General features: G+C 63.2%; 13 protein-coding genes and 1 pseudogene. 5 read left to right on the forward strand and 9 right to left on the reverse strand.

Translation table 11 applies throughout. From position 1 onward, the window contains the following. Positions 1–47 precede the first annotated feature (47 nt). The 4 genes from KIP88_RS03405 to KIP88_RS03420 all read right to left on the reverse strand — a co-directional run bounded on the left by KIP88_RS03405 (position 48) and on the right by KIP88_RS03420 (position 5496). Positions 48–965 carry an MBL fold metallo-hydrolase gene (locus KIP88_RS03405; protein ID WP_214486424.1) on the reverse strand — a complete coding sequence of 306 codons (918 nt, stop codon included), beginning with the start codon at positions 963–965 and terminating at the stop codon, positions 48–50. A 196-nt stretch (positions 966–1161) separates the two neighbouring features. Then, positions 1162–2376: an acyl-CoA dehydrogenase gene (locus KIP88_RS03410; protein ID WP_214486425.1), complete on the reverse strand. Its 1215-nt coding sequence runs from the start codon at positions 2374–2376 to the stop codon at positions 1162–1164. 101 nt (positions 2377–2477) lie between these two features. Continuing rightward, entirely contained in the window at positions 2478–3554 is a 1077-nt protein-coding gene (gene ribB, locus KIP88_RS03415; protein ID WP_214486426.1) for a 3,4-dihydroxy-2-butanone-4-phosphate synthase, read from the reverse strand. 214 nt (positions 3555–3768) lie between these two features. Continuing rightward, positions 3769–5496 carry a cation:proton antiporter gene (locus KIP88_RS03420; RefSeq protein ID WP_214486427.1) on the reverse strand — a complete coding sequence of 576 codons (1728 nt, stop codon included), beginning with the start codon at positions 5494–5496 and terminating at the stop codon, positions 3769–3771. Positions 5497–5611: 115 nt separating this feature from the next. Here KIP88_RS03420 and KIP88_RS03425 point away from each other — a divergent pair. Next, a pseudogene (locus tag KIP88_RS03425) lies at positions 5612–5761 on the forward strand (DUF3124 domain-containing protein); the annotation flags it as partial. 64 nt (positions 5762–5825) lie between these two features. After that, on the forward strand, positions 5826–7070 hold the full coding sequence (locus tag KIP88_RS03430) for a PLP-dependent aminotransferase family protein (RefSeq protein ID WP_214486428.1): 1245 nt from the start codon (positions 5826–5828) through the stop codon (positions 7068–7070). A gap of 20 nt (positions 7071–7090) precedes the next feature. On the opposite strand, the gene KIP88_RS03435 is transcribed toward KIP88_RS03430, so the two are convergent. Continuing rightward, positions 7091–7288, reverse strand: a complete 198-nt coding sequence (locus KIP88_RS03435) for a helix-turn-helix domain-containing protein (protein ID WP_374226418.1) — start codon at positions 7286–7288, stop codon at positions 7091–7093. A 209-nt stretch (positions 7289–7497) separates the two neighbouring features. Then, positions 7498–8484: a tripartite tricarboxylate transporter substrate binding protein gene (locus KIP88_RS03440; RefSeq protein WP_214486430.1), complete on the reverse strand. Its 987-nt coding sequence runs from the start codon at positions 8482–8484 to the stop codon at positions 7498–7500. 65 nt (positions 8485–8549) lie between these two features. On the opposite strand from KIP88_RS03440, the gene KIP88_RS03445 reads away from it, so the two are divergent. Then, positions 8550–10196: an FAD-dependent oxidoreductase gene (locus KIP88_RS03445; RefSeq protein WP_249790468.1), complete on the forward strand. Its 1647-nt coding sequence runs from the start codon at positions 8550–8552 to the stop codon at positions 10194–10196. Positions 10197–10203: 7 nt separating this feature from the next. Further along, positions 10204–11082: a DMT family transporter gene (locus KIP88_RS03450; protein WP_214486432.1), complete on the forward strand. Its 879-nt coding sequence runs from the start codon at positions 10204–10206 to the stop codon at positions 11080–11082. Here KIP88_RS03450 and KIP88_RS03455 read toward each other — a convergent pair whose 3' ends face one another. Then, positions 11083–12363 carry an amidohydrolase family protein gene (locus KIP88_RS03455; RefSeq protein WP_214486433.1) on the reverse strand — a complete coding sequence of 427 codons (1281 nt, stop codon included), beginning with the start codon at positions 12361–12363 and terminating at the stop codon, positions 11083–11085. 374 nt (positions 12364–12737) lie between these two features. On the opposite strand from KIP88_RS03455, the gene KIP88_RS03460 reads away from it, so the two are divergent. Then, the gene (locus KIP88_RS03460) at positions 12738–12971 is read left to right on the forward strand and encodes a hypothetical protein (RefSeq protein ID WP_214486434.1); all 234 of its coding nucleotides are present in this window, start codon (positions 12738–12740) and stop codon (positions 12969–12971) included. Positions 12972–13071: 100 nt separating this feature from the next. Here the strand turns inward: KIP88_RS03460 and KIP88_RS03465 are convergent, their stop codons facing one another. After that, positions 13072–14244, reverse strand: coding sequence for an acetyl-CoA C-acyltransferase (locus tag KIP88_RS03465; protein WP_214486435.1), 1173 nt, complete (start codon positions 14242–14244; stop codon positions 13072–13074). Positions 14245–14343: 99 nt separating this feature from the next. Continuing rightward, positions 14344–15165: an aldo/keto reductase gene (locus KIP88_RS03470; protein WP_214486436.1), complete on the reverse strand. Its 822-nt coding sequence runs from the start codon at positions 15163–15165 to the stop codon at positions 14344–14346. Positions 15166–15257 lie beyond the last annotated feature (92 nt).

Raw genomic sequence — 15257 nt, forward strand, 5'->3', positions numbered from 1 at the left:
AATAGCGAGTGGTATCCAAGCCGCCCTTCCCTATTCGCCATTCGCGCCTACGCCATCCGGTACGTACCCCCGATCACCGGATCGCCGTCGGTCGCCACGATCCCGCGTGTGACCAGGTCTTCAAGATGGGCCAGCACGGAGTAGCCGGCGGCGTTGGTCAGCCGCGGGTCTATGCCGATATAGATCGCGCGCACCATGGTCGGGATGTCGGCCTCGCCCTTGGCGAGGCGATGCAGGATCGAGGCCTCGCGGGCCTGGCGGTGCCGGGTCAGGAAGCGGACGTAACGCGGCCCTTCCGGAATTTCCGGCCCGTGCCCTGAGAAATACAGATCCTCCTCGCGGGCTTCCAGCCGCGCCAGCGAGGCCATGTAGTCGATCATCGATCCGTCCGGGGGCGCTACGATCGAGGTCGACCAGCCCATCACGTGATCGCCGACGAAATTGATCTTTCGCTCCGGCCACGCGAACGCCAGATGATTGGCGGTGTGGCCCGGCGTTGCCACCGCCTCCAGCGCCCAGCCCTGCCCTTCGATGATGTCGCCGTTCTTGACCTCGATGTCGGGCCTGAAATCGCGGTCGGCGCCGGATTCCGGATTGTGCTTCTCGCTCTCGAAGCGCGGCCGCGAGGCACGATGCGGCCCCTCGGCATAGACGGGCGCGCCGGTGGCGGCCTTGATCCGCGCGGTATTCGGCGAGTGGTCGCGATGGGTATGGGTGACGAGAATATGCGTCACCGTCTCGCCGCGCACGGCCTCGAGCAGCGCCTTGGCATGCGCCTCGTTATCAGGGCCGGGATCGATGATCGCGACGTTGCCCTTGCCCACGATGTAGCTGACCGTGCCGGTGAAGGTGAACGGGCTCGGATTGTTGCAGAGAACCCGCCGCACGCCGGGGCGGGCTTCATCGACCACACCCGGCTTGAGCGGGAAGTCGCGGTTGAACGGGATGTCGTCGTTTTCGGCCATGGGGCAGTTCCTAAGTGGCGTCGCGACACATGCTCAGTCGTCATACCCCGCGAAGGCGGGGTATCCAGTAAACACCGACGTTCGAGATGAAACGAGAGGCCGCGGCGTACTGGATCGCCCGCCCCAGTGCGCAATCGCGCACAAGGCGGGCGATGACAGCGGAAAATGAGGCCACAGCCGTGCTTTCTAACAACCTTTACGAAAACGCCTGAATACCCGTGATCGCCCGGCCCAGGATCAGGGCGTGGACGTCGTGGGTGCCTTCATAGGTGTTCACGGTTTCCAAATTCGCGGTGTGGCGCATCACGTGATACTCGATCTGGATGCCGTTGCCGCCGTGCATGTCGCGGGACACGCGGGCGATGTCGAGCGCCTTGCCGCAATTGTTGCGCTTGACGATCGAGATCATTTCCGGGGCCATCTTGCCCTCGTCCATCAGGCGGCCGACGCGCAATGAGGCCTGCAGGCCGAGCGCGATCTCGGTCTCCATGTCGGCGAGCTTTTTCTGCACCAGTTGGGTTGCCGCCAGCGGCCGGTTGAACTGCTTGCGGTCGAGCGTGTATTGGCGAGCGCGGTGCATGCAGTCTTCGGCGGCGCCCATGGCGCCCCAGGAAATGCCATAGCGGGCGCGGTTGAGGCAGCCGAACGGGCCCTTCAGGCCGGATACGTTGGGAAGCAGCGCGTCCTCCGGCACCACAACGCCGTCCATCACGATCTCGCCGGTAATGGAGGCGCGCAAGGAAAGCTTGCCGCCGATCTTCGGCGCTGACAGGCCTTTCATGCCCTTTTCAAGAATGAAACCGCGGATCTGGTTGTCATGCGCGGCGGATTTCGCCCAGACGACGAAGACGTCGGCGATCGGCGCGTTGGAAATCCACATCTTGCTGCCGGTCAGCCGGTATCCGTCCGACACTTTCTCGGCGCGGGTCTTCATGCCGTTGGGATCGGAGCCGGCATCCGGCTCGGTCAGGCCGAAGCAGCCGACCCACTCGCCGGTGGCAAGCTTCGGCAGGTATTTCTTGCGCTGGTTCTCGTCGCCATAGGCGTAGATCGGATACATCACCAGCGACGACTGCACCGAATTCATCGAGCGGTAGCCGGAATCGACGCGCTCGATCTCGCGCGCCACCAGGCCATAGGCGACGTAGCTCGCGTTGGCGCAGCCATATTCCTCCGGCAGCGTGATACCGATCAGGCCGAGTTCTCCCATCTCATTGAAGATCTCGCGGTCGGTCTTCTCTTCAAGATAGGCCTTGACGATGCGCGGCAACAGCTTGTCCTGCGCATAGGCGCGCGCAGTGTCGCGGATCATGCGCTCGTCTTCGGTGAGCTGGTCGTCGAGCAGGAACGGATCGTCCCACTGGAAAGAAGCCGCCGCCGGCTTGTCCTTGGCTTGAGGGCGCACGCTCATGAAAATCCCTTTCGCATCACTGTCCTCATGGAAATTGTTGACAAATTAATGCGCTATCGGCCGAAGCGCAAATGGATTGGTGCTTGACGAGATGACGAAGGCTAATCTTCAAGCCGCTCGCTGGAAACGATCTCGATGCCGAAACCGGATAGTCCCTTGTAGTCGTGCACGGACGACGTGAGATTGACGATCGAGGTAATGCCGAGATCGCGCAGGATCTGGGCCCCGACGCCGACTTCACGCCATTGCCGGTTGCGATCGGCCTCCGCCGATTTCTGTTCGCCGACCGGCTCGACGGGAACTCCGGCCGCGCCGTCGCGCAAGTACACCAGCACGCCGCGACCAGCTTTCTCGAAATGGTTCAGCACGATCTGCATGCGCGCCTGGCCGGTGAAGAGATCCTTGACGATGTTCGGCTTGTGCAGCCGCGTCAGCACGTTCTTGCCGTCGCCGATGCCGTTATAGACGAAGGCGGCATGCGCAATCTCGTCGAACGGCGAGCGATAGGCATAGCCCTGCAGCGGTCCGATCGGGCTGTCGGTGGTGAAGGTCGCGACCCGCTCGATCAGCTTCTCGCGCGCCTGGCGGTAGGCGATCATGTCAGCGATCGTGACGTGCTTGAGCTTGTGGGTGGCGGCGAAGCGCGCGACCTGCTCGCCCTTCATCACGGTGCCGTCGTCGTTCATCAACTCAGAGATGACACCGACCGGCGGCAGACCGGAGAGCTTGCAGAGATCGACGGCCGCCTCGGTATGGCCGGAGCGCAGGAGCACGCCGCCGTCGCGGGCGATCAGCGGGAAGATGTGGCCGGGCCGGGCAAAATCATTGGCGCCGGCATTGGGATTGGCGAGCGCGCGGCAGCAGGAGGCCCGTTCGTCCGCCGAAATGCCGGTGCCGCCATCGGGCTTGTAGTCGATCGAGACGGTGAAGGCGGTGGTGTGGTTGGACTCGTTATGCGCCACCATCGGATCGAGCCGCAGCCGGCGGGCGTCGTCGGTGGTAATCGGCGCGCAGACGATGCCGGAAGTGTGGCGGATGATGAACGCCATCTTCTCCGCGGTGCAGAGCGAGGCGGCGACGATCAGGTCGCCCTCGCCCTCCCGATCATCATCGTCGGTGACGACGACGAGTTCGCCCTTGGCAAAGGCTTGCAGAACTTCCTGGATGGTATCGGCCATTTTCTCAAAATCTCGCTATCTTCAGCCAGTGCATTAGCCGGACTCAATGTCCCGCGCCAGCGTCAATACGCAGGGCAACGTCGCCCACAGGCATACCAGGATGCCAGCCCGTAGCCCGGATGGAGCGAAGCGCAATCCGGGGAAGTCCCCGCTCGCGAGAGTCCCGGATTGCGCTTCGCTTCATCCGGGCTACGCACGCTACGCAGGCCCATTTTTACGGCAGCACCTCGCGGCGCTCGCTGAGCAGCGTGTCGGTCTCGGTGCGCTTGTCTTCCAGGAGCCCGGCCTGGGCGGCCTCGATCACCTTGTAGAGCTCATGGGCGTCGCTGAGCCTGGTCACCGTCACGTAGTCGGCCCCCGCCTCGTAGAGATCGTTGACGTTGGCGAGGATCTCCGCGGTCGCGACGATCTTGGCGGTCGGGTTGAGCGAGCGGACATGCCGGACCAGCTTTTCGTTATCGGCGCCCTTCAACAGCGAATCCGGGATGCTGAGGATGATCAGTTCGGCCTTGCCGACGCCTGCATGCACCAGCGTATCGACGCTGCTGATGTCGCCATAGACCACGTGCATGCCGCGGTCGGTCAAGGTCCGAAACACCAGCGGATTGAAATCGATCACGGTGATCTGTTCGAGAACGGCCGGACTGCGCCGCTCGATCTCGCTCAACAAGGCGCTGGCGGCGCGGAAGAAGCCGAGAATGACGATCCGGCGCGCCTCCCCATGCCCGCCCCCGTGCTCCGAATCGGCGTCATGCTTGTGATCGAGATCGCGGAGGCCGATCCGTTTCAAGGGACCGATCAGCGCCCGCGTGACCTGGTCGCTCCTCGCCATAATGAACGTGCTCACGACCGCCAGCACCACGAAGGCGAATGACGCGGCGCTCGACGTCTCGGTGCTGATATGGTGTGCCGTAATGCCGGTCTGGATCACGACCAACGAGAATTCGGAGATCTGCGCCAGGTTGATCGCCGGCAGCAGGCTCGCGCGCAGGCCCTGCTTCATCAGATAGAGCGGCACGAACGTCGTTACCATGCGACTGACGACCGTGAAGCCGGCAATCATCAGCGCCAGCCCGATCACCGACGTTCCGGGGATCGGGATCGTCATGCCGAGCGAAACGAAGAACAGTGTGATGAAGAAGTCGCGCAGCGTGGTCACCTTGGCGGTGACGTCGAGCGCATAGGGGAATGTCGACAGCGACACGCCGGCCACCAGCGAGCCCATCTCGCGCGACAGATGCAGTTGCTCCGCGATCTCCCCGATCAGGAAGCACCAGGCCAGCGCGCCGAGCAGGACCAGTTCCGGACGACGCGCGATGTGGTGAAACAGCCAAGGCAGCACGTAGCGGCTGAGCACCAGCGCGGTCGCCACCAGCACGCCGACCCGGCCGATCGAGATCAGGATCACGCTGATTTGCAGGTTATCGAGGCTCGGCTGCACCGCCAGGAACAGGATCGCGAAGATGTCCTGCAGCACCAGCACGCCGAGCGTGATCCGCCCCGGCAGCGTGTCGAGTTCACGCTTCTCGTACAGCACCTTGACGATGATGACCGTGCTCGACAGCGCGCAGGCGATGCAGAGATACAGCGCGTCGAAATGGCCGTTGCCCATCGACAGCCCGATCCCGACAAAGAACAATATCCCGAGCAGGACGCCGCCGATCAGTTGCCCACCCGCCGCAAACAGGATGACCTTGCCGGCGCGCACGATCTTCTTCAGGTCGATTTCCAGCCCGATCATGAACAGCATGAAGATCAGGCCGAGTTCGGAGATGACATTGATCGAGTCCTGAGACTTGACCCAGCCCATGCCGAATGGACCAATGACGAACCCGGCGATAAGGTAGGCCAGGATCAGCGGCTGCCGCGTAAAGTGGGCCAGCAGGCCGAGCCCCCAGGCGAACAGGATGCATAAGGTGATATCGCGAATAAGTTCGTGCATAGGTCCGATCTTGCCCCTACCCCAACCTAGAGATACCGGCGCGGGGGTCAAACAAGCAATGTGTCACAGCCATGGAATGGGTGCTTTTCTCGCGATTCTGGCCACGCTGTCGAGCGGCGGAACGGGAGCCAATTTCGTGGTCGACTGGGCGGCCATCGGCGAAATCGCCGAGCCTGCGGTCGAGGCGCTGATGGTCGGCGGCGTCGGCGCCGGGCATTATGCCTTCATCAGCCAGGGGCGGCCGATCAGGGTTATCAAGAACTAGCCTGCAAGAACTATCCAGAAGGCCACCGCCTTCTCAACGAAAAACAAAACGGGAGTGAATATCCATGTCCACCGCAACCCCCTTCGACTTTGCGCCATTGCTGCCCGCCGGATTGCCGGCGCCGGCAGCGCGGTGGACGGGTCTCGCCAAATACAGTTTCGTCGGCGGCAACAACGATCCCGACCAGGTGCCGGTCGACGGCCTGATCGACGCGGTCAGCGCCGTGCTCAGGCGCGAGGGCAAGACGCTGGCGACCTACGGGCTCGCCAGCGGTCCGCAGGGCTATCGTCGCTTGCGCGAATTCCTCACCGCAAAACTCAAGCGCGACGCCGGCATCGCCTGCGGCGCCGACGACATCATGATCGTTTCGGGCTCGCTGCAGGCGCTCGATCTCGTCAACAACACGCTGCTGGCGCGCGGCGACACCGTGCTGGTCGAACAGGAGACCTATCAGGGCGCGCTGACCCGGTTGACGCGGCTCGGCGTCAAGGCGGTCGGCATTCCCCTTGACGATCAGGGCATGCGGATGGACGCGCTGGCGACAGCCCTCGCCGACCATAAGAGCCGCGGCATCACGCCGAAATACATCTACACCATCCCGACCGTGCAGAACCCGACCGGGTCAATCATGCCGGAGACGCGGCGCGCGGAGATGCTGAGACTGTCGCAGCAATATGGCGTGCCGATCTTCGAGGACGATTGCTACGCCGATCTGATCTGGAACGGCGAGCGCCCGCCCGCGATCTACGCCATGAGCAAACATGGCGGCGTCATTCACATCGGCTCGTTCTCGAAATCGATCGCCCCTGCATTGCGCGTCGGCTTCATCGTCGCGCCCTGGGAAATGATGTCGCGGATGCTTGCGCTGAAGACCGACGCCGGAAGTGGCGCGCTGGAGCAGATGGTGCTGGCGGAATATTGCGCGCCGCATTTTTCCACCCATGTGCCGAAGCTGACGCGCGGCCTGCGCGCCAAGCTCGATACGCTGATGGAGGCGCTCAACGAGCAGTTCGGCACCGCAGCCGAATTCGAAGCCCCGAAGGGCGGCATCTTCCTGTGGGTGAAGCTGCCCGACAATGTCGACACGCTAAAGCTCTATCAGACCGCGCTCGCCGCGGGCGTGGCGATCAATCCCGGACCGGAATGGTCGACCGACAAGGCCTATTCCGGCAGCCGCCTGCGGCTGTGCTTTGCCAGCCCCTCGCACGAGCAGATCCGCGAGGGCGTCGCCGTGCTCGCCGAAGTCTGCCGCAAGGAGTTCGGCGTGCCCGAGCGGATTGCGAATGTGGAGAAGCGCGCGCGGAGCTGAGCGCGCGGGCTCAACCAACTTTATTCGCAGCGAAACACCAGCGCGATCCGCAACAGCCGCACGATCGAGACGTTGCCCTTGCCCGCCTCGATCTGGGCCACGAAGTGCTCGGAAAGACCAGACAGGCGGGCGAGTTCCCGGCGCGACATGCCGCGGAGCGCGCGCATCTCGCGCACGCGGTTCCCGAGCTGCTTGAGAAACTCGCTTTCGTGAGGCAAACGCCCATCCTCATCGCGCAGGACCGGCCGGGCGGGACGGTTCAAACGCGTTTCGGTATGGGACATGCTTTCGCTACGTGCCACGCTCAATCCCTTTCGCCCGCCATCATCGCGAAGCAAAAGGGCCGCCGCATTGATCGGGATCAAATGGCGTTGCCCGACGCCCTCTGATTTGAGCACGCGATGCCGAGCTGTGGGGTTGTGGTGTCTTATTCGCTTTTGATCCCGGCCTCGGAGATCAGCTTTCCCCATTTCGCGCTTTCGCTCTGGATGAATTTTGCAAAAGCCTCGGGCGAGGTAGGTGCGGGTTCGGCGCCGAGAACGCGGATTTTCTCGATGGCCGCAGGATCGCTCAATGCCTTCACGAAAGCCGCGTTCAACTTGTCGATGATGTCGGGCGGCGTGCCGGCAGGCACGACGATCCCAAACCAGCCGACGGATTCGAATCCGCTCAGGCCCTGCTCCGCCAGCGTGGGAACGTCGGGCAGGAAGACGACGCGCTTGGCGGCGGAGACCCCGAGCGCTTTCAGCTTGCCGTCGCCGATCAATTGCCTGGATGCGGGAATATCCAGCACCGCCAGCGGGACATGGCCGGCAAGAACGTCCGTCGTCGCCGGCGCGGTGCCGCGATAGGCGATCAATTGAATTCCGACACCGGCCTTCTGGTTGAACAAGGCCGAGGTCAGGTGCATCGCGGTGCCGTTGCCGCCATGACCGATCGACAAGCCTGCCGTTTGAGCCTTGGCCTTCGCAATCAGGTCAGCGACCGAAGCGATTCCCGACTGTTGCGAGGACACCAGCACGAACGGGATTTCCGCCAGCATCGTCACCGGCGCCAGATCCTTGACCGGATCGAACGTCATCGCCGCGCGATTGAGGTGAGGATTGACGGTGAGCACGCCGGCCGCCGCCACACCTAGCGTGTATCCGTCCGGCGCGGCCTGCGCCACGGCGCCGATCCCGATATTGCCGCCCGCGCCTGCCCGGTTCTCGACGACGATCGGCTGGTTCAGAGATTCCGCGAGCGCCGGCTGCAGGGCGCGGATCACGATATCGGCACTGCCGCCGGGCGGAAACGTCACGATGATCTTGATCGGTTGATCAGGATATGCGTTTGCTGTTTCAATCGCTGACAACGACAGCGACAAAACAACAATAAGGGCATGGATGATGCCTTGCCGGATCGACGGAAACATTCAGGGTCCCCCGATGATCTCTGTGGCGCTTAGTTATGCATGATCATTCAGGGGCAGCAAGCGACATGGTGAATACTCGCGTTCTGGTGGTCGGAGGCGGTCCGGTCGGACTCACTCTGGCAATGGACCTCGCCACGCGGGGAATATCGGTTGCCGTCGTGGAAACACGCGCCGCCGGTGAGCCGCCGAGCGTGAAATGCAACCACGTCTCTTCCCGTTCGATGGAAATCTTCCGCAGGCTCGGGCTGGCGCAGAAGCTGCGCGACACCGGATTGCCGGCGGACTACCCCAACGATTGCTCCTACCGCACCACGGCAACGGGAATCGAGCTCTCGCGCATCCTCATTCCCTGCCGGCGCGATCGCTATACCGCCACCGGCGGACCGGATACCGATTGGCCGACGGCCGAGCCGCCGCACCGCATCAATCAGATCTACATGGAACCCGTGCTGTTCGCGCACGCGGCTTCCATCGACGGGCTTCGGATTCTGAACCGCACCGCGTTCGAGGATTTCAGCGAAGGCGATGACGGCATCGTTGCGACCGTGCGGAATCTCGATACCGGAACCACCTTGCAGATCCACGCCGATTTCATCGTGGGCTGCGACGGCGCGCGTTCGCTCGTTCGCAAGGCGATCGACGCCAATCTGCAGGGAACGCCGATCATCCAGCGCGTGCAATCGACCTACATACACGCGCCCGGACTGCTCGCCCTGATGGACGCGCCCGCCTGGATGACGCTGTCGCTCAATCCGCGGCGCTGCGGCACGGTGGTCGCAATCGACGGCCGGGAGAAATGGCTGATCCACAACCACCTCAACCGCGAAGACGAGACCTTTGAGTCGGTCGATCGCGACGCCTCGATCCGCGCCATCCTCGGCGTTGGTGCCGATTTCGAATACGAAATCCTCAGCAAGGAGGACTGGGTCGGCCGCCGTCTGGTCGCCGACCGCTTTCGCAAGGGGCGCGCGTTCATCTGCGGAGACGCCGCGCATTTGTGGATGCCCTATGCCGGCTATGGCATGAATGCCGGGATCGCGGATGCGACCAACCTCGCATGGCTGCTGGCGGCCTATCTGCAAGGATGGGCCGGCATCGGCATCCTCGACGCCTATGAGGCCGAGCGCCTTCCCATCACCGAACAGGTGTCCCGCTTTGCCATGGAAATGGCGGGCAAGGTGTTGAGCCAGCGTCGCACCGTTCCCGATGAAATCGAGCAGCCGGGGCCTGAAGGCGATGCCGTCCGCAAGCAGGTGGGGCAAGCCGCCTATGATCTGAACGTGCAGCAATATTGCTGCGCCGGCCTCAACTTCGGTTATTTCTACGATCGCTCCCCGATCATCGCCTATGACGGCGCCGAACAGCCGGGTTTTACGATGGCGGATTTCACGCCGTCCTCGACGCCGGGCTGCCGGCTTCCGTTCGCGAAGCTGGCCGACGGCCGGCCGGTCTATGATGCGCTCGGGCCGGGTTACACGCTGGTGCGTTACGACTCCGATGTTGCGGTTGCGCCATTGACCGACGCGATGCGCAGCAACGGCGTCCCCTTCAACATCGTCGATATTCCCCCAGCCCAGCCACCCAGCGACCACAAACTGATTCTGACGCGCACCGATCAGCACGTCGCCTGGCGGGGCGACGCCATCCCTGACGATCCCGCGCACCTCGTCGGCAAGCTGCTCGGTCGAAGCCTCACCCTCAGTCCGGATTGATCCCCTTATGGCGGAAATGCGCTCCCAGCAACGCTTGGGCATTGCCCTCGTCGTGGCCGCCGCCGTCGCCTGGAGCACGGCGCCGTTCTTCACGCGGCTGCTACCCTACGACTCCTGGACCATCCTGTTCTGGCGCGGATTGTTCGCCGGCGGCATGATCGTGGCAATCATGCTGATGCTGCAAGGCCGTGCCGGCCTGCGCGATCTGACCAGGATGAGCAAAAGCGGCTGGCTGGTCGCGTCGTTGTCGGCATCGGCCATGATCGCCTTCATCCCGTCCCTGCAACTGACCAGCGTATCCAATGTGGCGATCATCATCGCGACCGGCCCGTTCGTCACCGCCGCGCTCGCCTGGGTCTGGTTGCGCGAAGTCCCGCACTTGCGAACCATGATCGCGAGCGTCGTGGCGCTTTGCGGTGTCGCGGTCATCGTCGGCAGCGCACGCCTCGGTTCCGACATCCTCGGCGTCGCGCTCGCCTGTTTCATGACGTTGGCGATTGCCGCGATGACGGTCCTGCTCCGGCAGCACAAGAACACGTCGATGGTGGCCGCCGCCGCGCTGTCGAACATCCTGGGCAGCATCGTCAGCATTCCCTTCGCCCGCGACATAGCCGGCGTCACCGGGGCTGACATCCTGATTCTCGCGATGTTCGGATGCTTTCAGGTTTCGCTGGGCCTCACGCTGTTCTTCCTCGGCTCTCGCCTGCTGCCGTCAGGCCAGGCCGCCCTGATCTCGACGCTGGAGACGCCGCTGATGCCGTTCTGGATATGGGTGGGATTTGGCGAGGTCCCCACGCTGCGGGTCCTCCTCGGCGGCGCCCTGGTGATGGGCGCCGTCCTTGCCGACATCATCGGCGATATCCGCACGCAGCGGAAGTCAAACTAACTACCGCACCGCGAACGGCGCCTGATACGGCCGGCCGAATGGCACGCCGTTGATCACGGTCTGCACCGGTTTAAGCAGCAGCTTGCCGTCGCGCCTGTTGTTGCGGGTGTCGACGAACGAGGTCTGCGCCTCCACCAGCTCCATGATCGCGACGTCGCCGGGCGCGCCGATCTGCAGCGTGCCGATCTTCGGCGCACGGTTGATGATTTTCGCAGGCGTCACGGTCGCTGCCGCCACCACCTGCTCCAATGAAAGGCCGAGCGGGATGAATTTGCTCATGACGTTCGGCAGATACGGCATGCCCGGCGAATTGCCGGAGAAGACGTGGATGTCGGAAGAGATCGTATCCGGCGTACAGCCGCCGGGGATCGCCACCTCCGCCACGGTAAAGTCAAAGCTGCCGCCGCCATGGCCGACATCGAACATCACGCCGCGCTGCTTGGCGGACAGTGCGGCCGGCAACAATTTTCCATCCTGCACGATGTTGGTGAAGACGCCGGCAATGTTCGGCGCGCCGGAATAGCAATGGGTCAGCACGTCGCCCGGCCGCAGCAGGTCGAGAATCTCCGACATCAGCTCCCTGGTCTCGACGCCGCCGATATGCACCATCATCTTGGCCGGCCAGCCGCACATCTCGCAAGCCTTGATGGCGCGCTTCAGCGGCTCGAGGCCATGCCTGGCGATGACGTTCTCCGACATCCGCACCTTCACACCGAGCAGGAAATCCGGATTTTCGGCGAGCGCCATCGCGCAGGCTTCTACTTGCGCGTAATCGATGTTGTAGAGTTCGGCGACCGGGAAGCCGGACAAGCCGTTATTGGCGATGTGGACGAAGGCGTAAATCCGCGCCCGCGATTGCGCCACGATGTAACGGCGCAGCGCGGCGAGATTGTTGACGCCGGCATCGCCCGCCGACACCACCGTGGTGGTAGCCTGCGCCTGCACCAGTTCGTCGGCGGGAATGCCGATCGCCGAGCCGTAGGGGTAGACGTGGGAATGCAGATCGATCAGGCCCGGTGTCACCAGTTTGCCGGAGGCGTCGATGGTCTTGGCGGCTCGGGCGGCCGGAATCTCGTTCTCGACGGCCTCGATCACGCCCCAGCGAATGCCGATGTCGCGTTTTCCGCGCAGCGACTGGCTCGGATCGAGCACGTCGCCGCCCCTGATCACGAGGTCGAACTTGTCGTTCGGCCCCATCGCGGCATGGGCGCGGCCGGACGCGGTAACGATAGCAGCCGATCCCGTCGCCTTAAGAAAATCACGGCGTGAAAATCCGGTCATCGCAGCGCTCCCCCTGTTGTTTTTATGGTGCGATGATGCGCTGCAGATCGCCGTTCCGCAAGCAGGGCGTGCATCGTCCCACGCAAAGCCCACGGTAGCGCCGATGATCCCTGAGTGGGCAGACCAGCGCGTTGCGCGCCAGAGATCGGTCCACCGGCATTCTCCGTAGGATGGGTGGAGCGAAGCGATACCCATCACGCCTCCGCGGAGGGATTTGATGGGTATCGCTTCGCTCCACCCATCCTACGAGACTAGCCAAAAGTCGAACGGCCGACGCACGCATCTGAACAAGCGTTCAGAATTCTCTTGAGATTTCGCGGGAACGTTCCCTTGGGTGTGATGTTCTATCCTCGCTCAATTGGAGGAGTTTTGGAATGAAGAGGCTTGGATACGTTATCGCCGCACTTGGCGCGCTCATCATCGCGGCGCCGTCGATTGCGGACGCCCAGACCGTCGTGATCAAACGTGGCGGTCACCATGCGGGTCAACACCACCACCATCATGGCGCGCGTGCTCACTACAGGTCGCATCGCGACCGCGGCTGGCATCGTGGACATCGTCACGGTCATCGCGACAGGGTCGTGGTCATCAAGAGGCATCGCTACTGAGGCCGACACCTCAAATGCAAAATGGCCCCTCGCGGGGGCCATTTTCTTTTCCGGGCAGCACGGCGATTGCTCGTCGCGCTGCCCGCATGTGGAATTAAAATCAGCTATAGATCTCGAACAGGCCTGCGCCGCCCTGGCCGCCGCCGATGCACATCGTGACGACGCCCCACTTGGCCTTGCGCCGGCGGCCTTCCTGCAGGATGTGGCCGGTGAGACGCGCACCGGTCATGCCGAAGGGATGGCCGATCGCAATCGAGCCGCCGTTGACATTGTACTTCTCGGGATCGATGCCGAGCTTGTCGCGCGAATACAGGCACTGGCTGGCGAAGGCTTCATTGAGCTCCCAGAGATCGATGTCGTCGATCTTCAGGCCGTGGCGCTTCAACAGTTTTGGCACGGCGTAGATCGGGCCGATGCCCATCTCGTCCGGCTCGCAGCCCGCCGCCGCCCAGGCGACGAAACGGCCCAGCGGATTGAGGCCGCGCTTCTCGGCGTCCTTGGCTTCCATCAGAACGACCGCCGCTGCACCGTCCGAGAGCTGGCTGGCGTTGCCGGCGGTGACGAACTTGCCGGGGCCCTTGACGGGCTCGAGCTTGGTGAGGCCTTCCATGGTGGTCTCGGGGCGGTTGCACTCGTCGCGGTCGACGGTGTAGTCGACGATGCTCTCCGCTTTCGTCGCCTTGTCGACCACCTTCATCTTGGTCTTCATCGGGACGATTTCGTCCTTGAACTTGTTGGCCTGCTGGGCGGCCGCCATGCGGCGCTGCGATTCCAGCGAGTATTCGTCCTGGTATTCGCGGCTGAGCTTGTAACGCTCGGCGACGATATCGGCGGTGTCGATCATCGCCATGAAGATGTCGGGCGCAGCCTTGAGCAAATCAGGATCGATCGATTCCTTGGGCGAGCCGCCGCCGGGGATCGAGATGCTTTCGACGCCGCCGGCCACGATGCAGTCGGCTCCGTCAGAACGGATCGAGTTGGCGGCCATTGCAATGGTCTGCAGTCCCGACGAGCAGAAGCGGTTGACGGAAACGCCCGCGGTCGACTTCGGCATGCCGGCGAGCAACGCGGCCTGACGGCCGATATTCGGAGCGCCATGCGCGCAATTGCCGAGATAGCAGTCCTCGACATATTCCTTCTCGACGCCGGCGCGCTCGACGGCGTGCTTGATGGCGTGGGCCGCCATCGACATCGGCGGGGTGATGTTGAACCCGCCGCGGCCGGACTTTGCCAGCCCGGTACGTGCATAGGAAACGATAACAGCTTCACGCATTTTGAAGACCTCCCTTGATGCGATCCAGTATGGACTGGAGCACAGTCCGTGTGTAGCGAAAACCCGAATTCCGGCGGACGGAAAAGGCAACAATCGGCGTCAATCCCAAGCCGGCGCATAGCCGGAGGGATTTACACACCGTTTGTCCTTCGGCAAGGCCGCGATCGCTCTCCGGTCCGCGTCGTCGAGTCTCAGTTTCAGCGCGTCGAGATTGGCTTGCTGGCTTTCCGCGCGCGACGCCTTCGGGATCGCGGCAACGCCATCCTGATCGAGCAGCCATTTCAGCGCCACCTGGGCTGCGCTGGCATCATGCTTGCGCCCGATCGCGGCGAGCGCTGCGTCGGAAGCCGCAAGGCCCTTGGCCAGCGGCGAATAGGCGATCAGCGGTATCGATTTCGCAGTGAGAAATTGGCGAAGCTGCGTCTGATCCAGCATCACATGGTATTCGACCTGGTTGCAGGCGATCGGCGCCCTGATCTCCTCGACCACCGTCTTCACGAGCGCAATGTTGAAATTGGCGACGCCGATGGCGCGGGTGCGGCCTTCCTCCTTCAGCCGCATCAGCGTTTCGAATATCTCGGGCAGGTTCATATTCGGTGCCGGCCAGTGCACCAGATAGAGGTCGACATGGTCGAGCCGGAGTTTTTTCAAGGAAGTATCGAACGCCCGGCGGAGCGCATCCCGTGCCAGATTTTCGTTCCAGACTTTTGTGGTGACATGCAGGTCTTTGCGGGGAACGCGCGAGGCTGCAATCGCGGCCCCCACGGCCTCCTCATTGTCATACATCTCGGCGGTGTCGAGATGCCGGTAGCCCAACGCCAGCCCGCCCTCCACGGCCGCGCGGCAGGCATCGCCCTGCATGCGAAAGGTGCCGAGACCCAGCTTCGGCAGGCTGATACCCTGGGTTTGCAGATGTTCCATGATGGCTCTCCCGGAAAGGAAAAAGCGCCGCGTGCGTAGCGAAAGCCGCCTCAACGGTATTTCATTGAGGAGAATAGGCCGCTATTGAATAG

Origin of the sequence: Bradyrhizobium sp. SRL28 (genome assembly GCF_018596315.1) — a bacterium.
Classification (GTDB): Bacteria; Pseudomonadota; Alphaproteobacteria; order Rhizobiales; family Xanthobacteraceae; genus Bradyrhizobium.